Annotated in this window: 16 protein-coding genes; 13 read left to right on the forward strand and 3 right to left on the reverse strand. The window is 58.0% G+C overall.

Going from position 1 to position 21,858, the window contains the following annotated elements:
• Positions 1-120: 120 nt before the first annotated feature.
• Together AC2TF6_RS08515 and AC2TF6_RS08520 are read left to right on the forward strand one after the other, a co-directional pair.
• On the forward strand, positions 121-2,589 hold the full coding sequence (locus AC2TF6_RS08515) for a transglycosylase domain-containing protein (protein WP_491310678.1): 2,469 nt from the start codon (positions 121-123) through the stop codon (positions 2,587-2,589).
• A gap of 345 nt (positions 2,590-2,934) precedes the next feature.
• Complete coding sequence (locus AC2TF6_RS08520; protein ID WP_491310679.1) at positions 2,935-4,059, forward strand: hypothetical protein; 1,125 nt, start codon at positions 2,935-2,937, stop codon at positions 4,057-4,059.
• Positions 4,060-4,208: 149 nt separating this feature from the next.
• Here AC2TF6_RS08520 and AC2TF6_RS08525 read toward each other — a convergent pair whose 3' ends face one another.
• Entirely contained in the window at positions 4,209-5,186 is a 978-nt protein-coding gene (locus AC2TF6_RS08525; RefSeq protein WP_491310680.1) for a peptidoglycan-binding protein, read from the reverse strand.
• A gap of 277 nt (positions 5,187-5,463) precedes the next feature.
• Between AC2TF6_RS08525 and AC2TF6_RS08530 the strand changes: the two genes are divergently transcribed.
• Together AC2TF6_RS08530 and deoC are read left to right on the forward strand one after the other, a co-directional pair.
• Positions 5,464-5,907 (forward strand): NUDIX hydrolase, encoded by a 444-nt coding sequence (locus AC2TF6_RS08530; RefSeq protein WP_491310681.1) that lies wholly within the window; start codon positions 5,464-5,466, stop codon positions 5,905-5,907.
• On the forward strand, positions 5,904-6,581 hold the full coding sequence (gene deoC / locus AC2TF6_RS08535; RefSeq protein WP_491310682.1) for a deoxyribose-phosphate aldolase: 678 nt from the start codon (positions 5,904-5,906) through the stop codon (positions 6,579-6,581). The genes AC2TF6_RS08530 and deoC overlap by 4 nt, the downstream gene beginning before the upstream one ends.
• On the opposite strand, the gene AC2TF6_RS08540 is transcribed toward deoC, so the two are convergent.
• Positions 6,547-7,812 carry a Na/Pi symporter gene (locus tag AC2TF6_RS08540; RefSeq protein WP_491310683.1) on the reverse strand — a complete coding sequence of 422 codons (1,266 nt, stop codon included), beginning with the start codon at positions 7,810-7,812 and terminating at the stop codon, positions 6,547-6,549. The genes deoC and AC2TF6_RS08540 overlap by 35 nt on opposite strands.
• Before the next feature lie 163 nt (positions 7,813-7,975).
• Between AC2TF6_RS08540 and AC2TF6_RS08545 the strand changes: the two genes are divergently transcribed.
• The 4 genes from AC2TF6_RS08545 (at position 7,976) to AC2TF6_RS08560 (ending at position 10,877) form a co-directional block, all read left to right on the forward strand.
• Complete coding sequence (locus tag AC2TF6_RS08545; RefSeq protein ID WP_491310684.1) at positions 7,976-9,340, forward strand: class I SAM-dependent rRNA methyltransferase; 1,365 nt, start codon at positions 7,976-7,978, stop codon at positions 9,338-9,340.
• Positions 9,341-9,439: 99 nt separating this feature from the next.
• Positions 9,440-9,973 (forward strand): DinB family protein, encoded by a 534-nt coding sequence (locus AC2TF6_RS08550; protein WP_491310685.1) that lies wholly within the window; start codon positions 9,440-9,442, stop codon positions 9,971-9,973.
• 122 nt (positions 9,974-10,095) lie between these two features.
• A complete protein-coding gene (locus tag AC2TF6_RS08555) occupies positions 10,096-10,545 on the forward strand; it encodes a NucA/NucB deoxyribonuclease domain-containing protein (protein ID WP_491310686.1) in 450 nt (149 codons plus the stop codon).
• A gap of 56 nt (positions 10,546-10,601) precedes the next feature.
• On the forward strand, positions 10,602-10,877 hold the full coding sequence (locus AC2TF6_RS08560) for a hypothetical protein (protein WP_009675426.1): 276 nt from the start codon (positions 10,602-10,604) through the stop codon (positions 10,875-10,877).
• 66 nt (positions 10,878-10,943) lie between these two features.
• Here AC2TF6_RS08560 and AC2TF6_RS08565 read toward each other — a convergent pair whose 3' ends face one another.
• Positions 10,944-11,297 carry a hypothetical protein gene (locus AC2TF6_RS08565; protein ID WP_491310687.1) on the reverse strand — a complete coding sequence of 118 codons (354 nt, stop codon included), beginning with the start codon at positions 11,295-11,297 and terminating at the stop codon, positions 10,944-10,946.
• A gap of 123 nt (positions 11,298-11,420) precedes the next feature.
• Between AC2TF6_RS08565 and AC2TF6_RS08570 the strand changes: the two genes are divergently transcribed.
• The 5 genes from AC2TF6_RS08570 (at position 11,421) to addA (ending at position 21,794) form a co-directional block, all read left to right on the forward strand.
• Complete coding sequence (locus AC2TF6_RS08570) at positions 11,421-12,344, forward strand: AEC family transporter (RefSeq protein WP_491310688.1); 924 nt, start codon at positions 11,421-11,423, stop codon at positions 12,342-12,344.
• 249 nt (positions 12,345-12,593) lie between these two features.
• Positions 12,594-13,028 carry a GNAT family N-acetyltransferase gene (locus tag AC2TF6_RS08575; protein ID WP_491310689.1) on the forward strand — a complete coding sequence of 145 codons (435 nt, stop codon included), beginning with the start codon at positions 12,594-12,596 and terminating at the stop codon, positions 13,026-13,028.
• Positions 13,029-13,243: 215 nt separating this feature from the next.
• The gene (locus AC2TF6_RS08580) at positions 13,244-13,468 is read left to right on the forward strand and encodes a spore germination protein (protein ID WP_491310690.1); all 225 of its coding nucleotides are present in this window, start codon (positions 13,244-13,246) and stop codon (positions 13,466-13,468) included.
• 122 nt (positions 13,469-13,590) lie between these two features.
• The gene (addB, locus tag AC2TF6_RS08585; protein WP_491310691.1) at positions 13,591-17,175 is read left to right on the forward strand and encodes a helicase-exonuclease AddAB subunit AddB; all 3,585 of its coding nucleotides are present in this window, start codon (positions 13,591-13,593) and stop codon (positions 17,173-17,175) included.
• Positions 17,172-21,794 carry a helicase-exonuclease AddAB subunit AddA gene (gene addA, locus AC2TF6_RS08590; protein WP_491310692.1) on the forward strand — a complete coding sequence of 1,541 codons (4,623 nt, stop codon included), beginning with the start codon at positions 17,172-17,174 and terminating at the stop codon, positions 21,792-21,794. The genes addB and addA overlap by 4 nt, the downstream gene beginning before the upstream one ends.
• Positions 21,795-21,858: the final 64 nt, after the last annotated feature.

The raw sequence follows: 21,858 nt of genomic DNA on the forward strand, positions 1-21,858 counted from the left end.
CCTGCAGGGGCGGAGGTCCGTTTTTTCATGGGCAAAAACGCGCCGTGTGTTTAAAACCTCTTTTTCCGGTGGTAATAGGTAGCAGGCATGTTACATACACAGCTGGATGGAGGGGGACGCATGACCGACACCGAGCAGACGGATAAGCCCGGAAGAAAGAATCGAACGACACCGAAAAAGAAGAGAAAATTGCGTAAAATCGCCGGTTTTGTCGTTCTGGGAGCGTTAGTCGTTGTACTTGGTGCAGGAGCGTGGGCAGCGAAGACGGGAATCGAGATGTACCGGCAGACGGATCTTTCGAAGCTGGCGCAGGAGCCGCCGATGCCGCTGCGGATTTACGATGCGAATAAGGAGCTGATCACGGAGCTGACCAATTCCAGAATGGAATATGTTCCGTATTCGGCGTTTCCGAAAGAGCTGACGAATGCGATTGTTGCGGTGGAAGATTCCCGGTTTTACGAGCATGACGGGATTGATTACAAGGGTCTGAGCCGCGCGTTGTTTACAAATGTGAAAAACGGGGAGGTTGTGCAGGGCGGGAGTACGATTACCCAGCAGCTTGCCAAAGTGAAGCTTTTCAGCTCGGAGCAGACGCTTGAGCGCAAAATCAATGAAGCGGTCGCCGCGCTCAAGATCGAAAACAAGTACGGCAAAGAGCAGATTCTGGAGCTTTACCTCAATTATATTTATTACGGCCGGGGGGCCTGGGGGATCGAGCGGGCTTCGCAGATTTATTTCGGGAAAAACACATCCGAGCTTACGCTGGCGGAGGCGGCGCTGCTTGCGGGACTGCCGAAGTCGCCGAATGCGTATTCGCCGCTTAACAATCCCGATAAAGCCAAAGAGCGCCGGGATCTCGTGCTCGGCATGATGGCGTCGCAGGGGAAAATTACGGCCGAGGAACGCGACCGTGCCCAGAACGAGCTCATTAAGCTGACGGAGAATACGTCTCTTTCGGCAAGCAACAAGTACCCCACTTACGTGGATTATGTCATTCAGGAGACGCTGGATAAAACGAAAATGTCCGAGCAGGAAATTTTGTCGGCGGGGCTGGAAATTTACACGAATCTGGACCCGAAAGTCCAGGATGCGGCGGAAGCCGTCTACCGGGACAAGAAAAATTTCCCCGGGGACAAAGGCGGGCTGCAGAGCTCCGTCGTCGTCCTGGATGCGAAGACCGGCGCGGTAAAAGGGCTGGTCGGTTCCCGCAGCGAAACGAAAGAGTTCCGGGCGTTTAATTACGCGACGCAGCTTCAGCGCCAGCCGGGCTCGACGATCAAGCCCGTGGTCGTGTATACGCCGGCGCTGCTGGCCGGCTTCAAGCCCCAGGATCTGATCAACGATGCGGAAACGGAATTCGCCGGAGGCTACAAGCCGAACAATTACGGCCACCGGTTCCACGGCTGGGTGACGATGGAGGAAGCGCTGGCTCAGTCCTATAATGTGCCTGCCGTGGCGCTGATGAAGGAAGTGGGCATCGAGAAGGCGCTGGCTTTCGGACGCAAAGCCGGTCTTCCGCTGGAAGATGACGATCGGGTTTACGGCCTTGCCCTGGGCGGCATGAAATACGGCACTTCTCCGTTAATCATGGCGCAGGCCTACACGATGTATGCGAATGGCGGCAATCTGGCTCACGCTTATGCGGTCACACAAGTGAAAGACCGAAGCGGCAACGTCATTTTGGAGCAGAAAACGAAAACGATGCGGGTGATCGATGCCAATACGGCCTACACGATGTCGGAGATGCTCCAGAAGGTCATCACGGAAGGCTCGGGCCGCAACGCAAGGCTTAACCGCGATGTGGCGGGCAAGACGGGAACGACGCAGCTTCCCGATGTGGCCGAATTCCGCACTTCATCCGGGAGCGTTATCGACGGCTCCAAGGATGCGTGGTTTGTCGGCTATACGCCGGAACTGGTGACGGCCGTGTGGGTCGGTTACCCGGTGACGAACCGCGAGCATTACCTGACGACAGGCGGCGATAAGCTTCCGGCCGCCATTTTCCAGAAAATCATGAGTCAGGCGCTCAAGGGACAGCCGGTCACCGCATTCAAAGCTCCACAAGGCTACCGCCTTGCCGGAGGAAAAATCCAGCGGATCAACGGGGAGAACGGCAAAGCCTACGCCTCCGTCGATTCTAGAGAGCGCAAAAGCGGAAGCCGCACGCGGACGGAGGATTCTACGGCCGGGGAAGCACCCGCGACTCCGCCGCCGTCGCCGTCGCAAGCGCCGGCAGATGGGATGGACACCGCTCCCGGAGGGAAAGAGACCCCGGCGGGTGCCGGAAGCCCGCCTCCCAAGAACGGGACGGGAAGCGTGAAGCCTCCCGTCGCGGGCAAAGAGCCGCCGGAAGGCACGGAGAAGCCTTCCGGGGAGGCGACCCCGCAGCCTTCTCCGGGAGTCAAGCTGCCGGAGGGCGAGGCTGCGCCTACGGCCTCCGCGAAGCCGACTCCGAAGCCTCCGGCGAAGAAGGAGGAGGGAGGCGCTGCGGGGTCCGGGGCGAGCGCTTCCCGGCCTAGTACCGTTCCTTCGCCTTCACCGATCGCTGCACCTTTACCGGCCGGCGAAGGTGCAGCGGCCGGTAACTGAACCGGCGGGTGCTTGGCCGGAGACGGAGAAGGGAAGCGTGCGTCCCGGTTCGGAAATCCGCACGAAAAAGCTTGCCAGAAACGAGCAAACAAGGACTGCATACCCGGCGCATAGAGAGATGCCGAGGGCAGCATACAGGATGAGGAAACCGCGTAGATCGCGGTTTTTTTTGCGCAAAAATAAGTCCAGATAGGTGTAGAAAAAATATTGAAAAAAACCACTATTTTGTTATGATTAAGTAGGATTTATTTACCATATTTGGATCGCTTGAAAATACCGGGGAGAGGGGTGAAAGCGGGAAGCGTTTAGTGACGTAAGGGAGACTGCATGGAAAGGGTGATCGTGATGAAAAAGATTTTCGTACACACCGTTTTGTTTATGTTCGTTTGCGTACTTATAACGTTCGTTTACTCGTCTGTATCCTTTGCGGCTTTTGTATCCGGCAGCGATGAAAAATCCGGGGATGCTGCAAGTGCCGAAGTCCCGGCCAACAATGAATTCAATCTTTCTCTTTTCGGGGAACCGCAGCGGGGCGGCATTCAGTATATCGTGAAGGAAGGGAGCAGCGTCAAGATTGCGCATAAATACAACAGCGGCAGCGACATGTGGATCGTGTTCGATTATGCCGGCGCCAATAAGTTGTACGGGATGAAGGAATGGCGGCTCAGCCCGAATGCGGACAAACATACCAGCTCTGACTTGACCCGTCCTTCCGTTGTTTTGTGGCCCGACATCTCGGATTGGATCGGCCCTTATATCGCGAGAGCCGATCGGAACGGCAACGGAAACGGCCAGGATTTCACCGGCGGCAACCACAACTACGACGGGGGCGAGAACAGCTCGGCGACGGCCAGAACCGTACACTATAAAGTGACCGTGGACGGGAAGGAGCTTCAAGACGGGAAGATCGTTTCCGGCAAGGTGAAGATAGAAGCGGTCAACCGGATCCAGGGCTATAACACGAAGGAACCGGACGGCAGCGGACGCGAGATTTTGCAGGAAACGGTCTCGTATGAAATCGAAGGAGGAAAGGTACGGGTCCGCACGGACATCCTGCCTTTAGAAAATATCACCTTGTACCGCTATTACGGCCTGCAATCCGTCAATGGCGCATGGAACCGGGAAGTCCGTTATTACGCCGGAAAAACGGAAGTGGCGAGAAGCGAAGCCGGCAAGTACAGCGACTCCGGCATGAAATCTCTGCATCCGGATGTAGACAAGTATCTGCTTGGTTCGGCTTCGCAGAACGGGTTCCGGCACCAGCTGCTGGTCTCGCTTGACCGGCACTACGGACTGGGCAAATTACATTACCTCGCAGAAGACCAGCCGGTCGTATTTACGCAAGAGTACGGCAAGTCATACTTCCTGCAAGTGTATAATAAGCTTGCAGTATTAAGGAAGGGGGAAAAGATTAGCTGGCGTGGAGGCTATTACTTTTTCTCCACAGCCTCTCAGGAAAAAATCGACTGAGACAGGATGACAAGGAGAGGCAGGACCTAGCGGGATTTAAAGGATCTATTTGAAAAAGCAAACCGGAACAGCAAACCCGGAAAAGCCCGCTCACCTTTATAGGGAGCGGGCTTTTTTATAAATAAATAGTAATCGTATGAGTCAGGAAATTACTGTCTTAATTTAGACCAGGTAGCGGAACCGACGATTCCGTCCGAAGTAAGCGAGTTGGCCGTCTGGAACTTCTTCACGGCCGTTTCCGTGCCGCTGCCGAAAGCTCCGTCAGCCGTTAACGCGTAGCCTTTTTTGGTCAGCAGGCGCTGAAGAACTTTCACTTCGTCGCCGGAGCTGCCCGAGCGGAGCACGGTCGTCGTGGTGGAGAGCGCGTCCAGCTTGGCGTTGGTCGCCACGCCTACGATTCCGTCGGAAGTCAGGCCGTGCGCGGACTGGAACTGCTTCACCGCGGTATCCGTGCCGCTGCCGAAGATGCCGTCCGTGGAGACCGTGTAGCCGACTTTGTTAAGCTGCTGCTGCAGCTCCGTTACTTCCGGACCCTGGTCTCCGAGCCTCAGCACGCCGTCGTCCGGTGTCGTGGAGCCGCCGGCAACAATATGGTGAACGCCGTCGGTCGTCGGAAGCGGGAAGCTGAGGCCGGCCTGCGCCGCCACGTCTTTCAGCTGGCTGTTGACGAACGTTCTGCCGTTCAGGGCGTTGCCCGCCGAGTCCTTTACTATGGCATCGAACGCGATGCCGCGAGTGTGCGGAGCGGTATTGCTCGGCTTCGCGACTTCCGTGCCGAGTCCGTGTGCCGCTTTTTCCGCCGCGACACAGGACGATTTGGAAGCATTCTGTACGATTTCATACAAATGCCGCTGATACTGGTACGGACGGTAAGCCGAGTTGAAGGTGATCGTCCAGTTTTTCTGCTTCAGCAGGCTGACATACTTGTCCCGTTTTTGAATCAGGACGGGGTCGACGTTGTCCCAGATCACTTTCTCACCGTTTTCCATTCTGATGGCGAGAGGGTCTGTCATGTTGGACAAATATCCCCCGCACGTCTCGGATGCGGATGCGGAGTTGGCTATCATCAGGGAAGAGAACATGAGGCCCGTACAGGTTGCTGCGATCATTGATTTTTTTCCTAACATAAGCTACCTCCTGAAAAATGTAAATTTGGGTAACATACCCAAATATAATTAAACAGAATAAAATGATTTTAAACAATATATTCCATATTAAGATTTTATAAAAATAATTTTATAAGCTCCTAATCTAAAGAAAGCGTCTAATTTTTCCGCTAACCGGTAAGATTCGAAAATCTCACGTAAAAAAAGAAGCGCCGCCGGCTTCTTTCCGTTGCTTGTCTCCCTGTTTATTCGTTAGAATGTAAAGAATGACCCCGGCACAGGCCGGAGGCTGGAAAGGATGGTTCCGATGAAGGAGATTTCGGGAGGCGGGGTTGTGTTCCGCAAGCAGGAGGAACGCACGGAGGTGCAGCTGATTCAGGACCGTTTCGGGAAAATGACGCTGCCCAAAGGAAAGATGGAGCCGGGCGAAACGATAGAGGAGACGGCGCTGCGGGAAATCGCGGAGGAAACCGGCATTACGGGCCGGATCATGGAACCGCTTGACGTTATCGCTTATCGTTACGAGCATCCGGAACACGGTACCGTGGAGAAGGAAGTGCACTATTACCTGGTGGAAGCGGTCGGAGGCGATCTGCAGGCTCAGATAGAAGAAATCAGCGGAGTGGAATGGATGAGTCCGGAAACCGCTTGGAAGAAGCAGGCGGAATCGGGATACGATAACAACGACGGGGTTGTGCTTGCGGCTTTGCAAAAACTCGGATACGAGGTGAAGCTCGTATGACGGCGACCGGCGATCTGGCGTCTTATATCGACCATACGCTCTTAAAACCGGAAGCGCGGAGCGGCGATATCCGTAAGCTTTGCGGGGAAGCGAAGGAGTTCGGCTTCTACAGCGTGTGCGTGAACAGCGGATGGGTGCCCCTGTGCAGAGAGGAGCTTCAGGGCACCGCGGTGAAAGTATGCGCGGTTGTCGGTTTTCCTCTCGGTGCGTCTCTGCCGGAGGTCAAAGCTTTCGAAGCGGCAAAAGCGGCGGAGTACGGAGCGGAAGAGATTGATATGGTTCTGGCGGTGGGCACCCTGCTGGAAGGAAACGCCGAAGCGGTGCGGGACGATATCCGGCAAGTCGTGGATGCCGTGAAAGGCCGGGCGATCGTGAAGGTGATTCTGGAAACGGGATTTCTGAGCGACGATCAGATTGTGCTTGCCTGCCGTCTTGCCGAAGAAGCCGGTGCCGCTTTCGTGAAAACCTCAACCGGATTCGGACCCGGAGGAGCGACTGCCGAGCACGTGCGTCTTATGCGGCAATCCGTATCCGCAGCGGTTCGTGTCAAGGCTTCGGGCGGTGTCCGCGATCTGGAAACGGCCCGCAGCATGATAGAAGCCGGAGCGCAGCGTCTGGGCACAAGCTCCGGCGTCGCCCTTATGTCCGGGGCTGCAGGTTCTTCTTCCTACTGAAGGGGAGATAGCAGAACGGCAGCGCAATCAGCGAACTGGCCACGTTAAAAAGTGTCTGGGCGCGGGCGATTTGCGCCGACGGATCGGCGGTCATCCAAGTCGAGACCTCATGAAGCAGGCCGATCAGCGGGAAGAAGAGCACCGTGCCTCCCACGTTGAGCAAAATATGCGACCAGGCTACGAACACGCCTGCCCGCGTGCCCCCGATGCTGGCGAGCCAGGCGGTTACGCACGTCCCGATGTTGGAGCCCAAGGTGACGGCGATGCCGAGCTCAGGCGATATGACCCCGCTTGCCGCAAAGCCCATGGCCATCACGATGACCGCGCTGGAGCTGTGGATCAGAGCGGCGACGACCGCGCCGGCGATGACGCCCCACAGCAGGCTGACCCGGGCCTGCTCGATAAACCAGGCGAACAGGCCCAGATGCTGGAGTGCCGGACCGATGCTCTGCATGATCCGGATGCCGATCAGCACCAGGGCGAAGCCGGCCGCGGCCAGCGCCGCATAGCGGACGGCGTGCAGCCAGCCGCGCCCGGCGGGCGGCTCCTGTGCGGGGCCACGGGCGCCGCCCTGCCGCGAAGCCGGACGGACAACATCATGCGCGGGGGAGGGAGCGGGCGCTTCCGAACGCACCGGCGGACGAGCGCGGTCCGGCGCGGGGCAATCGGCTGCGGGGCCGCCGCCTGTACGCGCTGAGCCGGCAGGCCGTCCCTCCGCGATGCCGCCGCCTCGCGGAGACGGCGCTTGAGTACCGGCCGGGCCCGTCTTTGCGCCGCCGGAAGCGTAGCCGCCGGGCCTGCTTCCGCCGCCGCCCGCCGCGCCCGCGCCAGCCCGGCCCCGGGCCGGGCCCGGCAGCCAGCTGGCGAGCCACACGGCGCTGGACGCCAGCAGCAGCGGCAGCGCGGCTGCGCCGAGGTTGAGCCCGATCAGCTCGGTCGTCAGGCACGTGCCGATGTTCGTGCCGAGAATGATGCCGAGCGTTCTCGGGAAAGTCAAGACGCCGGCGTTGACCAGGCCGATCGAGATCACCGTGACGGCGCTGCTGCTTTGGAGCAGCGCCGTCAGCGCGGTTCCGGTGACGAGGCCGTGGGCCGGCGTCCGGGTGGCGGTTTCGAGAAACCGGTATATATGGGGACCGGCCAGCTGGTTTAAGGCGAGCTCCATCATTTTCATCCCGAATAAGAAGACAGACAGCCCCGCGAGTAGGGGGAGAGCCAGTGATAGCCACATAGGTCCTGCTCCTTTGATCGTTATTCCGTGGAGAACGGGTTGTCTTAGAAGTATATGAGCGGACAGCGGAGGGCATGACAAGCACCCCTGCCCGCCGCAATCGAATTGAAGTGCTTCCCGTTCACGCAGGACGGGGGTTTTGGCAGGAGGAAGGAGCCTTACAATGGCAGCAATCGTCTTACAGAAAAAAAGAAAAAAACGGCTTGAACAGGGTCATCCCTGGATCTTCGCAAGCGAAATCGAACGCGTGGAAGGCGAGCCCGTTCCCGGACAGGTCGTGGAAGTGCGGACCCATGCCGGGCAGCCGCTCGCGTCGGCTTACTACAATCCGAAGTCCCAGATTACCGGACGGGTAGTCAGCTATAAACCGCTTGAAGCGATGACGAAGGAGTTTTTTGTCGAGCGTTTCGGGCGCTGCGCCAGACACCGGGCGCGGTTTTTGCACGATTCGGATTCTTATCGTCTCGTATACGGGGAAGCGGATTTTCTGCCCGGGCTTACCGTCGATAAATTTGCGGACGTTCTCGTGGTGCAGATTTTGACGCTCGGCATGGATGTGTGCCGGGAAGCGATCACGGCGGCTTTGGTGGAAGTGTTCGCGCCGCAGGGTATTTACGAGCGCAGCGACGTGCCGGTGAGAGAGCTGGAGGGTCTGACGCAGACCACGGGTCCGCTTTACGGGGAGTGTCCGCGGTATGTCCGCATTCTCGAGAACGGTCTTCATATCGAGGTCGATATCGAGCAGGGACAGAAGACGGGCTATTTCTTCGACCAGCGGGAAAACCGCGCGGCAACCGAGCCGCTTATGAAGGGCTGGGGAGCCGAAAGCGGCATCGCGGTCCGGGAGGTAGACCACGAGGGACAGATGCGGCGTCTGCCGGTTAACGCGAACGGCAAAGTCGTCACGTTCCCGTACTGGGACGGGGCTACGGTGCTCGAATGCTTCTCGCATACCGGCAGCTTTACGCTGCATGCGTGCAAATACGGGGCGAAGAAAGTCACCTGCCTGGACATTTCCGAGCATGCGGTGGAGAGCGCCCGCACGAACGTGTCGCTGAACGGGTTTGAAGACCGGGTCGAGTTCGTCGTGGCCGACGCTTTCGATTACCTGCGCAAGCAGGTGAAGGGAGTCGAGGAACGGCGCCAGAGAGCGCTCGCCGGACAAGGCGCGAAGGTCGACACCTCCAAACCTGTCGGGGAAGGACGGACGTGGGACGTTGTCATTCTCGATCCGCCCGCGTTCGCGAAGACGCGCAGCGCCGTCGAGGGCGCCTGCCGCGGCTACAAGGACATTAACCTGCACGGGATGAAGCTGGTCAACGAAGGCGGCTATCTGGTGACGGCTTCCTGCTCGTACCACATGGCGCCGGAGCTGTTCCTGGAGACTATCCATGCGGCCGCCGTCGATGCCGGGAAGATACTCCGGCTGGTCGAATTCCGCGCCGCGGGCAAAGATCATCCGCGCCTGCTCGGGGTCGACGAAGGAAATTATCTGAAGTTTGCCATTTTTGAAGTACGGAGCCGCTGACGCGGTCTCCGGCTTTTTTTATTCCGGCAACCGGCGTGGTACAATAGAGGACAAAGCAACCAGACAAGCAGAACAACGCGAAACCCGGAGGGGATTAGTTTGGTAGCCTTTAAAGATATTGTGCCTTATATGGATCATGTGCGCCGTCAGCTTACGGAAGTTCTGAATTCGTTCGGCCCGGACGAAAAGCAGCTCCGCGAGAAGCCGGACGGCTGGAATGTGACCGAAGTGGTGGAGCATCTGGCGAAGCTGGAAGGAATGATCCTCTATCAGCTTAAGCAGGTTGTGGACCAAACGCCGGCCGGACCTTCCGAACCGCTGGACGAGAAGGTGACGGACGTGATGGGTATTCTGCAAGCCAGCGGAATTATCGGCAAAAAGATCGAGGCGCCGGACCCGGCCAAGCCTACGGGCACCTTGTCTTATGAAGAAGCGCTGCAAAAGCTGGATGAAGTACGGGCGGCGACGAAGGCGCTCCTCCCGAAGCTGGCCGAACGGAACACCAACGATCTTCTGTTCCCGCATCCGTCGGGTTTTGAAATGAACGCCACCCAGTGGGCGCATTTTATCGCCATCCACGAGACGGCCCATGTCAATCAGCTCAAAAGAATCCGCGAAGCCAACCGCGGATAAGCGGCGGCTGACGGAATTAACCGCGCGGGGCGAAGCCCTGCGGCGGTTTTTTTGCGTCCGGAAAGCGCGTTTGTATGATACAATGGCAAGGATAGCCACTACATAGAATGCGGATGGAAACTATGACCAAAACACGAAAAAAGAACAAGAAAACGACCTCGATTTTTCTTTTTCTGCTGATTGTTCTCGTCTCGGTCGTCGCCAAAAACACCGGTTTGTTCGACGGCGGGACGGGCAAGAGCACTTCTGTCGACCAGACGATCTATTTCCCGAGCGACAAGTATCCCGAAACCGCCAAGCACATCAAAGACGCGGTGGCAAAAGGAGCTTCGCCCGTCTGCACGATCGACCGGAAGGGGGCCGAAGAGAACCGCAGGCAGTCCCTGGCCGGAATCGCGACCAAAAAAAATTACGACCGCGACGAATGGCCGATGGCGATGTGCGCCGAAGGCGGCAAGGGAGCGGATATCGCTTACATCAAACCTGCGGACAACCGGGGGGCCGGATCTTGGATCGGCAATCAGCTAGATAAACTTCCCGATGGAACACGGGTCGAGATCGTGGTAAAGTGAAGAGTCGGAACATCATTGACGGATTTTAATTTGCACACACAGGGGAGTTAATGAAGATGGGTAAAAGAAAGAACGCAGGCGGCGAGTCGCTGGACAAGCTGGATTACCGGGTTAAGGTCCTTTTGAAAGAATGGGCCGGGCTAAGCGGCTTTTACGGATATAAATCCATGAGCCTCGACGAGATTTTGGAGCTGGTGAATACGGACGGCTGGGAAACGAAAGTCGATAAATCGGACCCCTCGGTCAGAAGAGTGATTATGGTTAAAGAAGATACCGTCCGTAAGGCGAAATTTTTTCTCGATGAAAAGGGAAGAGCGCTGAAGGCCGACTAAAAACAGCGAAAACAAAAGAACAACCACTGAGAAACGATCAGTGGTTGCTGCGTTTTCCGTGCCCGTTTAAAAAGACGGATAAAGATCAACGGGGCCCAGGCTGCCGTAACTGCCTTGAAATTCTCCCTGGATAACATACCTTCCCGGAGCCAAGTAACCTACGGACAGTTCAACCGGGCTGGAAACACCCGGACCGATAGCTACGCTTTTGGAGTAGACGGGGTTCAGCTGTCCGTTTGGGCTTTTGGAATAAAGCGTTAGCCGGACGATCTCGTCTGTTGCGCTCCACACCCCTACGCTCGCTTTGTGCGGCGCAAGCTGGCTGACGTACAGATCGTTGGACACGGCCGTATAGGCTGCCGATGCGTTGGCGGAAAAAGCGAAAAAAGCGGCAAAGATCAGGACGACGATTTTTTTCATTGATTTACCTCCTTTCTTGCTTATTAGGGGAACCGATTTCGATTGTTCTTGGTAATTTTACCATATATGGGCTTGGTTGTCCGATTTATCTTTCCCGACTAACTGACGAGAAGTGATGAAAGCATGACCTATTTTATACATATCTTCCTCAACAATATCGTGCCGCTGGCAGTAATGATTCTGATCGGCGCGGCGATGTTCCGTGCGTTCCGCCTGGATATCAAGACGTTGTCGAAATTGAATTTTTACGTATTTGCTCCTGCGCTGGTTTTCGTCAAGCTGTACGAATCGGAGTTATCCGTGGCGATTCTCGGTCAGGTGCTTTTGTTCTTCCTGCTGTTTTTCACGGCCATTTCCGTGATGACCGAATTGTTCGTGCGCATCCGCAGGTACAAGGGCGGAATGAAAGGAGCCATGCGCAACAGCATTATTTTTTACAACAGCGCCAATTACGCGATTCCGCTCAATCAGATGGTATTTGTCGGGGATGCGTTCACCTTGTCCGTGCAAATGATCGTGATGATGATGCAGAATCTGCTGCCCAATACGCTCGGTGTTTACAACGTAAACGCCCATAAGAGCAGCTGGAAAGATATGTTGAAAACGGTCGCCTATTTGCCGACGATTTACATGATTTCGCTCGCTTTCGTTCTGCGGCATTATCAGATAGCGGTGCCCCAGCCGCTTAATATTCCGCTGCATTATATCGTGGACGGCTTTATGGCGACGGCTCTGCTCACCCTGGGTGTCCAGCTCGGAAGCATGAAGTGGACCTTCCGGTTCTCCGACGTGCTCTGGTCGAATTTCCTGCGGCTGTGCATGGGCCCGCTGATCGGTCTGGGCGTCGTCTATCTGCTGGGACTTCATGGCGTGATGGCGCAAGCGCTTGTCCTGTCCTGCGCCGTGCCGACCTCTCTCAGCAGTGTCCTGCTGGCGGTCGAGTACGACAATGAGCCGGAATTTTCTTCGCAGGCCGTGTTTATGTCTACCGTGCTCAGCATGTTTACGGTTACGCTTGTAATCTACCTCCTGCCTTACATCGGGTAGACGGGATAGGCTTACGCCGGAAAGCTTAAAGCAAATGGCTTCCGGATCGACCGGGTGGTCAGCCGGATAGCCCCGAACACGTATACTTGACGCACGGACAGGCATGCTTGTAAGAGGTGCGGCGAGTCACGGCCGGACGGTAAGTTGATGGGTTCTATACATACACCAAGCACACAACGGACACTAACTAACAGATCGTTATTTAAAAAAATTTATGAAATTACACGGACTACGAATGGAGGGATTTCCATGCTCAAACATATAAAATCGCACACGGATCAGGGAAAAATCAGGGAACTGCTGGGCTATGCCGTGTTTCCGGACCCTGAATCCGTGGAAGAAGCGGTGCGGTTCTACGGGCAGGCACCGGAGCGCGAGCTGTACGGATACGAATCGGAGGGAGACCTTATCGGGCTGGTCGGCTTTTCGGCGGATGCGGAAGGGACTCTGACGATCCACCACTTGGCCGTGCATCCGGAGTGCAGGGGGGCCGGTTACGGCCGGGGACAGATCCTGGAGCTGATCCAGCTGAAAAAGCCCCGGGAAATCGTGGCGGAGACGGACGAGGACGCCGTCGATTTTTACCGGAGCATCGGCTTTACGGTAAGTTCGCTGGGAGAGAAATACCCCGGTACGGAAAGATTCGTCTGCCGCTACGAGGCAGAGCCGGAAGAGGAAGAGTAGGCGGAAGCGTTTCCTTACGGAAACGGGACGCGTGCCTGCGTTTCTCCGGGCAAACGTGATGAGAGGGGCGGTCTTCGGACCGCCTTTTTTGGTGCGAAAAAAACCTTTCCGCCAAAGCGCCTCTCCATCCGGTAGGAAATAAAGCGGGAAAGTGACACTTGGGCCCTCTCGTACATACAATGAAACACGGTCAGTCTGGTTTGGAGGGGGTTCGGATGGTGGGTTCAATTGTCGGGAGTATCAAAATCAATAGTGTCTCTAACAGTTCCAACGTTCAAATCGGAAATACCGCTTGTATCGTGATGTCAAGCAACAACAAAATGAGCGGAGGAGCCGCAGCGTTTTCGCCGGGCGACAGCTTCGGAGGTATAAGCAACAACCCTAACAGCATAACGAACGAACCGGAAATCAATCAAGGGACGCGGGCTTTGAACGGCTAAAATTGAAAATAGTCCCATGTCCGCCGCTTGCCCCCCCTCTCGCTACTTATGTTACAATAGAACGATAGAGAACATAGATTCCCCACGGGAACAAGTGACATGGTGAAAGGGGCGTACCCGACATGCCCGTACGTTTTATAACTGGCCGTGCAGGGAGCGGCAAAAGCAAGCTCTGCATGGATGAAATCATAGAGAACTTAAAACAGCGCCCGGAGGGGCCGCCTTTGATTCTGATCGTACCCGAGCAGGCGACTTTCCAGACGGAGCTGGCGCTTGTCGATCATCCCGATGTAGGCGGAACGATACGCGCGCAGGTGCTCAGCTTCCGCCGTCTGGCCTGGAGGGTGATGCAGGAGAGAGGTGGAACGGCCCGCCAGCCTATTGACGACGTAGGGAAAAAGCTTCTTCTGCACAAGCTTTTACATAAGCGGAAAGGCGACCTGCGTTTCTACCGGTCGGTGTACGAGCAGACGGGCTTCGTCGACCGGCTGAACGATCTGTTCGCGGAGTGGAGGCGCTACTGCGTGACGGGAGAGAGTCTCCGTGAACATGTGGACAGGTACGACGATTTTCTCGGCAGCAAAAAGCAGCTCCTGCGGGATAAAATGCGGGATCTCCAATTGATTTACGGGGCTTTCGAACACGAGATTTCGCTCCGGTATCTCGACGGGGAAGGAACGCTGGCCAAACTGGCCGAAGAGCTCGGGCAGTCGTCGCTTGTTCGAGACGCGCAGATTTGGATCGACGGGTTCCACGGCTTTACGCCCCAGGAGCTGATGGTGGTAAAGGGGCTTTTTGAGCACGGAGCCGGGACCACGGTGTCGCTCTGCGTGAACCGGCCTTATTATGCCGGAGAGATTCCGGACGAGCTGGATCTGTTCCACCCGACGGCACGTACGATGGCGCAGCTCCAGGAGCTGGTGGATGCCGTAGGCGCCGGGCCGGCTGAGACCGTGGACGTACGGCCTGTTCTGTCGCCCCGGTTCGCCGCCAGTCCGATGCTCGCCCATCTGGAGAACTCGTTTGAGCAGCGCATCGGCCGGTACGGCAGCCCGTATCTTCCAGCCGGACCCGGCGAACGGGAGCAGCTTTCGCTTTACGCCGCCGTCAACCGCAGGGCCGAAGCCGAAGGCGTAGCCCGGGAAATGACGAGGCTGGCCCGCGAACAGGGAGTCCGCTGGCGGGATATGGCCGTGATGGTCCGCAACATGGCGGACTATGAGGATCTGCTGGAGACCGCGTTTACCGATTACGGGATTCCGCACTTTTTTGACCAGAAAAGAACGGTGCTGCATCACCCTCTTGCGGAATTCATCCGCTCGGCTCTGGAAACGGTGCTTCATAACTGGGGCTACGATGCGGTATTCCGCTGCGTAAAAACAGACCTTCTCCTGCCTTGGAACGGGGACGCCGAAGAAGCGGCGGCGAAGACGCTGACGGAGCAGAGGGCGGCGATGGACCGCCTTGAAAATTACGTGCTTTCCTACGGAATCCAGGGAAACCGGTGGACCGACGGCAAGCCGTGGACTCACCGCAGCAGGGCCTCGCTGGAAGACGAAGAGACGGCGGCGAATGAGGCGGAGGAGCTTTATTTGCAGGGAATTCAGCAGACCCGGGAATGGGTGGCGGAGCCGCTGCTGGGTTTCCAGAAAAATCTTAAGCGGGCCAAAACGGTCCAGTCGAGAACGCAGGCGCTGTACGAGCTTCTGGAAGACGTGCATGCGCCGGAACGGCTGGAGCAGTGGTATGCGGAAGCGGCCGCAGACGGCCGGCCGGAGAAAGCCCGGGAGCACAGCCAGATCTGGGGCAGCCTGATGGATCTTCTCGATCAGCTGGTCGAGCTTATGGGCGAGGAAGAAATATCGGCCGAGCTGTACGGCGAGCTGCTGGAAACCGGGCTGGAGAGCATCAAGCTCGGCCTCGTTCCTCCGGCGCTCGACCAGGTGCTTGTCGGCAGCATGGACCGTACCCGTTCGATGAAAATCCGGTACGCCTTCATACTCGGCGTCAGCGACGGGGTCATTCCGGCGTCGCCGACGGAAGACGGCGTTCTGGCGGAAGCGGAACGTGAGCTGCTGCTTCAGACGGGGTTGCCGATGGCGGACGGAAACCGCCGGAGGCTGCTGGACGAGTCCTTCCTGATTTACTCTTCACTGGCCGTTCCGAGCCGCCGGTTGTCCTTGTCTTACCCGCTTGCCGATGAAGAAGGCAAATCGCTGCTTCCCTCGGAACTGATCCGCCAGGTGAAGGGACTATTTCCCGAGCTGCGCGAGGTCCAGTGGATGGGCGAGCCTTCGCCGCTTATGTCCGCAGAGGAACAGCTTTCCTATATGCAAAACCCCTCGCGGGCGATGTCTTACCTCGGCATCCAGCTGAAGCAGTGGATGAGAGGGGCGGCCATCGGCGATTTGTGGTGGGGCACCTACAACTATTTTGCGGGGGAGCCGGAGTGGAAGGGCAGCATGAACCGCCTCGTTCAAGGGCTGCTGTATGCCAACCGGGAGGACAAGCTGCCACGGGAAACGAGCCGTCTCCTGTACGGCCGTCATCTCCGTGCGAGCGTATCCCGGATGGAGCGCTACGTAGCGTGCCCGTTCGCCCACTTCCTGACGCATGGCCTCAAACTCAAGGAGCGCAGGGTATTCCGTCTGGAAGCTCCGGATATCGGGCAGCTGTTCCACGGCGCGCTCAACTTGTTCGTGCGCGGGCTGCAGGAAGACAAGGTCGATTGGGCTAGCCTGAGTACGGAAGAAACCTACCGCCGGACATCCGACGTCGTCGACCGGCTTGCGCCACGGCTGCAGGGCGAAATTCTCCTGAGCTCCAAGCGGTACCGGTATATTTCCCACAAGCTGAAGCAGGTTGTGGGCAAAGCGGCCGTCATGCTGGGCGAACACGCGAAACGCAGCCGGTTTTCACCGGTGGGGCTGGAAATCGATTTCGGGCCGGGCGGCATGCTGCCTTCTCTGACTTTCCAGCTCGACAACGGATGCACGATGGAAATTATCGGACGGATCGACAGAGTGGACCAGGCCCAGGGGGACAGCGGTCTGCTGCTTCGCGTGATCGATTACAAGTCAAGCCCTACTGCGCTTGATTTGTCCAGCGTCTACTACGGGTTGTCCCTTCAGATGCTCACGTATCTGGACGTGATCTTAACTCATGCGCCCCAGTGGCTCGGCATGAGCGCCACACCGGCAGGGGTGCTGTATTTTCATGTGCACAATCCCCTGCTTCAGTTTACGAACGGCATGACCGTCCAGGACGTAGAGAAAGAACTGCGTAAGCGGTACAAGATGAAAGGGCTCCTTATGGCCGATCCGGAAGTCGTGAAAATGATGGACAGCGACCTTGCGGGCGCAGCGGGCCACTCCCAGCTGGTACCGGCCGCCTTGTCCAAGGATGGAGGCTTTTATAAATCGTCCTCCGTCGCTTCGGAAGAGCAGTGGGATACCCTGCGCGGTTATGTGCGGGACCGGATTCGCGATATCGGTACGGAGATTACGGAAGGACGGGTGGATATCACCCCTTACCGCACGGGTAATAAGACGGCTTGTCAGCATTGTTCTTACAAGGCGGTGTGCCAATTTGATCCCGCGCTGGACGGCAACGAACCCAAGCATCTGGCCAAAATCGGACGCGACCGCGTCTGGGCCGAGCTTACCAGGAAAGAGACGGGAAGCGGAAAGGAGGAGCAGAACCGATGACAACGACACCGAGAACGAAACCTCCGGGAACCACGTGGACGGATGAGCAGTGGGACGCCATCGCCCTGCGGGGGCAAAACATGCTTGTGGCCGCAGCGGCCGGCTCGGGAAAAACGGCCGTACTGGTCGAGCGGATTATCCGCCGCATTTCCGACGAGGGTTCTCCCCTGGATGTGGACCGTCTGCTGGTCGCGACCTTTACGAAGGCAGCCGCAGCCGAAATGAAGCAGAGAATACGCGAGGCGCTGGAAAAAGAGCTGACGGCAAACCCGGACTCTCAGCACTTGAAGCGGCAGCTTGCCCTGATGGGGCGGGCTTCCGTGACGACCCTCCATTCCTTCTGTCTGGAAGTTATCCGCAGGCACTATAGCCTGATTCGGCTTGACCCCGGGTTCCGCATCGCCAACGAAACGGAAGCGGAGCTGATGCGGCACGACCAGCTCGAAGAAATGATGGAGCAGTACTACGGGGAAAGCGGAGAAGACAGCCCGTTCTGGCGGCTCGTCGATACGTTCGGCGGCGAGCGCAGCGACATTCCCCTCCATCTGCTGATCCAGAAGCTGTACGACGAGTCGCGCAGTCACCCGTGGCCGGAACATTGGCTGCGCGAGATGGCGCTGATGTTCGGACCGAAGAACTACGAGCTGATCACTGGAAGGGATGCTTCCGGTGAAGACGAGCGGACGGCCGCCTTGGCGGAAGTCAGCGAGGGTTATGCGGAAGCGGCTGCGGCTTCGAATTCGGCTGCGGTCGGAGCGGCGGAGGAAGCCGCTTTGGCGAATGCGGCGGACAATGAGGATAACGCTGAACTGAACGGAAACGAAGGCGAAGGCGCGCCTGCCGAATTCTGGCTTAAGGGCCTCACCGACGATGTCCGCTTGGAGCTTCAGGGGACCGCCGAACTCTTGAAGCAGGCTCTCGAAATCACCGGTCAGCCGGGCGGCCCGCTTCCTTACGCGACTGCCGTGCAGGATGATCTGACCATGGTCGAGGGACTTACGGACATAGCCGAGAACTATCCGTGGGACATTCTGTTCAGCGCGTTTCAGACCGTGTCTTTCGGGAAGCTCAAGCCATGCAAGAAAGACGAAGTGGACCCGCAGCTCCAGGAACAGGTGAAACAGCTGCGGAGCCGGGCCAAGGAACGCATCACCTCCCTCCAGGAAGAATTGTTCGGGCGGCCGCCGGAGCGGTTTCTGGAGGAAACGCGGGAAATGGCGCCCGTCATTCACGCGCTGGTCGATCTCGTCATCGACTTCGGAGGGCGCTACAGCAAGGCCAAGGCCGCCAAAGGTCTGGTCGATTTCGCCGATCTGGAGCATTTCTGCCTGCGCATTCTGCGCGCCGAAGAGTCTGCGCCGGATCGTCTGATCCCTTCGCGGGCGGCGCTCGAATACAGGGAGCAGTTCGCGGAGGTGCTGCTTGACGAGTACCAGGACACGAACCGCGTCCAGGAAGCTATCGTCGAACTGATCGCCGAACCGCTCCCGGGCAACCGATTTATGGTCGGCGACGTGAAGCAGAGCATTTACCGCTTCCGACTGGCGGAGCCCGGGCTTTTTCTGGAGAAGTACAAGAGCTTCACCGGAGACGGCAGCGGTCCGGGAAGACGGATCGACCTGGCCCGGAACTTTAGAAGCCGGGCGGAGGTAGTCGATGCCGTCAACTTTATTTTCCGGCAGATCATGAATGAGGGCGTCGGCGACATTGCTTACGACGAGCGGGCGGAGCTGGTGAACGGCGCGTCTTATCCGGCGGCCGAAGGCCAGAACCTGTCCGTCGAAATGATGCTCATCGACCGTGCGGCAGCCGCACAGGCGTCCGACGGGGAAGAGACCAATGCGGAGGAGGCGGCCGGGGAGATTTCAGCCGAGGAGCAGGAGGGCGAGCTGGGCGGCATCCTGGAAGGCCAGGAGCTGGAAACCGCCCAGATGGAAGCTCGGGCGATCGCCCGTAAGATACAGGCCATGCTGGATCCGCAGGATGGGCGGCCCTACCTCGTGTACGATAAACGGTCCGGCTCCATGAGGCCCGCCACGTACCGGGATATGGTCATTCTGCTGCGCGCTACCCAGCAGTGGTCGCCGATTTTTATTGAAGAATTGAGGCAGCTTGGCATTCCGGCTTACGCCGATTTGAATACCGGGTATTTTACGGCGACGGAAGTCGAAGTCATGCTCTCGCTGCTGAAAGTGATTGACAACCCGTATCAGGACGTTCCGCTTGCGGGCGTCCTCCGTTCACCGATTGTCGGCCTGACGGCGGATGAACTGGCTTCCCTGCGCATTTCCGGCAAAAATATCCCGTTCTACGAGGCGGTCCGGGCTTACGCCCAAGGAATCCGTCCGCTGGGGAACGCGGAGGGCGGAAGCGGCTTGCAGGATGCCGGCGAGTGGAAGCCGGACGAGGAACTGCGCGGCAAAATCGCAGACTTTCTGCGGCGCCTGGAAAAGTGGCGGAACGAAGCCCGGCAGGGAGCACTCGCCCGTCTCATCTGGAAGGTGTACGGAGACACCGGCTACTTCGATTTCGTGGGAGCGATGCCCGGAGGGCAGCAGCGTCAGGCGAACCTCAGGGCGCTTTACGACCGGGCGAGGCAGTACGAGAACACCTCACTGCGCGGGCTGTTCCGGTTTCTCCGCTTTATCGAGCGGATGAAGGACACCGGAGGCGACCTCGGGACCGCCCGGGCGCTGGGCGAGCAGGAGGACGTCGTGCGGATCATGTCCATCCACAAGAGTAAAGGACTCGAGTTTCCGGTCGTTTTCGTTGCCGGACTCGGCAAAATGTTCAACCAGCGCGACCTGCTTGACCCGTTCCTGATCCATAAGGAACTGGGCTTCGGTCCGCGCTTTGTGGATACGAAGCTGCGGGTCGGCTATCCGACCCTTCCGCAGCTTGCGATCCGGCGCCGGATGCGCATCGAGACGCTTGCCGAGGAGCTGCGCGTCCTGTATGTGGCGCTCACCCGGGCACGGGAGAAGCTGTTCCTGCTCGGAACGGTCCGCTCGCTGGACAAGCAGCTCCAGGGCTGGGCCAGGCACCTGGAGAAGAACAGCTGGCCGCTTCCGGACGACGAAGTCGCGCGTGCGCGCAGCTACCTGGACTGGGTGGGACCCGCACTCATACGGCACCGGGATGCGTCTTTGTGGAGAGAGAAAGCCGGGCTTCAGGAACACAGTCCTCCGGCGCTGGCGGCAGACGGCTCCAAGTGGAGCTTTGAAGTGATTACGCCCGAGGAGCTGGCGGCCATGGGGAAAGCCGACGAATCCGTCACGATTCAGGCGGACCGGCTGGAGGCGCTGAAACACCTGAACAAGGTGCCGACTTTTACCGGGGAATGGGACGTTGCGCTTGCGAAATCGCTGTCGTGGACGTATCCGTTTGCCCAGGCGACCGCTTATTTTTCCAAAACGTCCGTTTCCGAGCTTAAAAGGCAGGCAGACCGCAGTACGGCTTCCGATCACGAAGAAATTCCGTCGGCCGAGCTGAAGCCGAGCCCGGGGAGCGGACTCATTTTGCCGACCCGGCTGCTGAAACTGGCGGATGCTTCCCGGCTGAACGGGGAGTATTCTCCCGGTACGCCTGCCTCTCCGGGCGATACGGAAGGGACCCGTACCGGAGGGAATGCGGTTTTTCATCTGACGACTTTTATGGATAGCCCTGCGCTCATGCAGGCGGAAGATCGGCGGGAGCGGGAAGCGGCTGAGACGCAGGACATGCAGGAACCGCAGGAGACACGGGAGGCACAGGACGCAGAAGACACGCGACAGGGAGAAAACATACAGGACCCGGAAGGGTCACAGGGAACACAATACGCATGGGACACACAGGAGCCGCAAGCGGCACAAGGCACGCAAGACGCATGGGACATGCAGGAACCGCAAGCGGCACAAGACACGCAAGCAGCACAAGACACGCAAGCAGCACAAGACACGCAAGCAGCACAAGACACGCAAGCAGCGGGTAATCCAATTGAATCCCCTGGTGAAACAGGCGGGGAAGTTCCCGCCGGTGCCTCCATTCCCGGTACACCTTCGGCCGGTTCCTCTTCAAGAACGTCGCTTCTGCGGCGTCCCCGTTTTATGGAAGAGAAGAAATTGACCTCTGCGGAGCGGGGGACCGTTTTTCACGCCGTCATGCAGCATATGCCGCTGAAGGAAGTGACGCCGGAAGCGGTGGAAGCTGTTGTCCGGGAAATGATCGATAAGGAACTGCTTACCCCCGCTCAAGCAAGAGCGGTGGATACGGAAATCCTTGCGGGCTTTTTCCGGACACAGATCGGCCAAAAGCTTGCCGCCTCTACCCGGGTATGGCGTGAAGTACCTTTCAGCTTGGGGCTTCCCGCCGGCCGTGTCTACCCGAATGCGGATGCGTCGACCCGCCAGGAGACGGTGCTTGTGCAGGGTGTGATCGACTGTCTGTTCGAATCGGACGGCAATCTGATTATGCTCGATTACAAGACGGACCGTGTCAAAGGCGTCGGCCTCGAAGCGCTCCGGGAAAGATACCGGATCCAGCTTGGCTTGTACGGACAGGCAGTGGAAAAAATCTGGAAGCGCAAGCTTGCGGGAACCTACCTGTTTTTCTTTGACGGCGGGCACGTGGTGGAAATTTGAATGGAAGAGGCCGGACAAAAACCGCTCGATAAAGGCGGGCCGGCTGTTTTTACAGATACAATCA

The sequence above is a fragment of the Paenibacillus sp. JNUCC 35 genome, from assembly GCF_058269095.1.

Excerpts from the sequence above, each read along its gene's own strand:
- AC2TF6_RS08515 (WP_491310678.1), top strand. The coding sequence starts at position 121 with ATGACCGACACCGAGCAGACGGATAAGCCCGGAAGAAAGAATCGAACG.
- AC2TF6_RS08520 (WP_491310679.1), top strand. The coding sequence starts at position 2,935 with ATGAAAAAGATTTTCGTACACACCGTTTTGTTTATGTTCGTTTGCGTA.
- AC2TF6_RS08525 (WP_491310680.1), bottom strand. The coding sequence starts at position 5,186 with ATGTTAGGAAAAAAATCAATGATCGCAGCAACCTGTACGGGCCTCATG.
- AC2TF6_RS08530 (WP_491310681.1), top strand. The coding sequence starts at position 5,464 with ATGGTTCCGATGAAGGAGATTTCGGGAGGCGGGGTTGTGTTCCGCAAG.
- deoC (WP_491310682.1), top strand. The coding sequence starts at position 5,904 with ATGACGGCGACCGGCGATCTGGCGTCTTATATCGACCATACGCTCTTA.
- AC2TF6_RS08540 (WP_491310683.1), bottom strand. The coding sequence starts at position 7,812 with ATGTGGCTATCACTGGCTCTCCCCCTACTCGCGGGGCTGTCTGTCTTC.
- AC2TF6_RS08545 (WP_491310684.1), top strand. The coding sequence starts at position 7,976 with ATGGCAGCAATCGTCTTACAGAAAAAAAGAAAAAAACGGCTTGAACAG.
- AC2TF6_RS08555 (WP_491310686.1), top strand. The coding sequence starts at position 10,096 with ATGACCAAAACACGAAAAAAGAACAAGAAAACGACCTCGATTTTTCTT.
- AC2TF6_RS08560 (WP_009675426.1), top strand. The coding sequence starts at position 10,602 with ATGGGTAAAAGAAAGAACGCAGGCGGCGAGTCGCTGGACAAGCTGGAT.
- AC2TF6_RS08565 (WP_491310687.1), bottom strand. The coding sequence starts at position 11,297 with ATGAAAAAAATCGTCGTCCTGATCTTTGCCGCTTTTTTCGCTTTTTCC.
- AC2TF6_RS08570 (WP_491310688.1), top strand. The coding sequence starts at position 11,421 with ATGACCTATTTTATACATATCTTCCTCAACAATATCGTGCCGCTGGCA.
- AC2TF6_RS08575 (WP_491310689.1), top strand. The coding sequence starts at position 12,594 with ATGCTCAAACATATAAAATCGCACACGGATCAGGGAAAAATCAGGGAA.
- AC2TF6_RS08580 (WP_491310690.1), top strand. The coding sequence starts at position 13,244 with ATGGTGGGTTCAATTGTCGGGAGTATCAAAATCAATAGTGTCTCTAAC.
- addB (WP_491310691.1), top strand. The coding sequence starts at position 13,591 with ATGCCCGTACGTTTTATAACTGGCCGTGCAGGGAGCGGCAAAAGCAAG.
- addA (WP_491310692.1), top strand. The coding sequence starts at position 17,172 with ATGACAACGACACCGAGAACGAAACCTCCGGGAACCACGTGGACGGAT.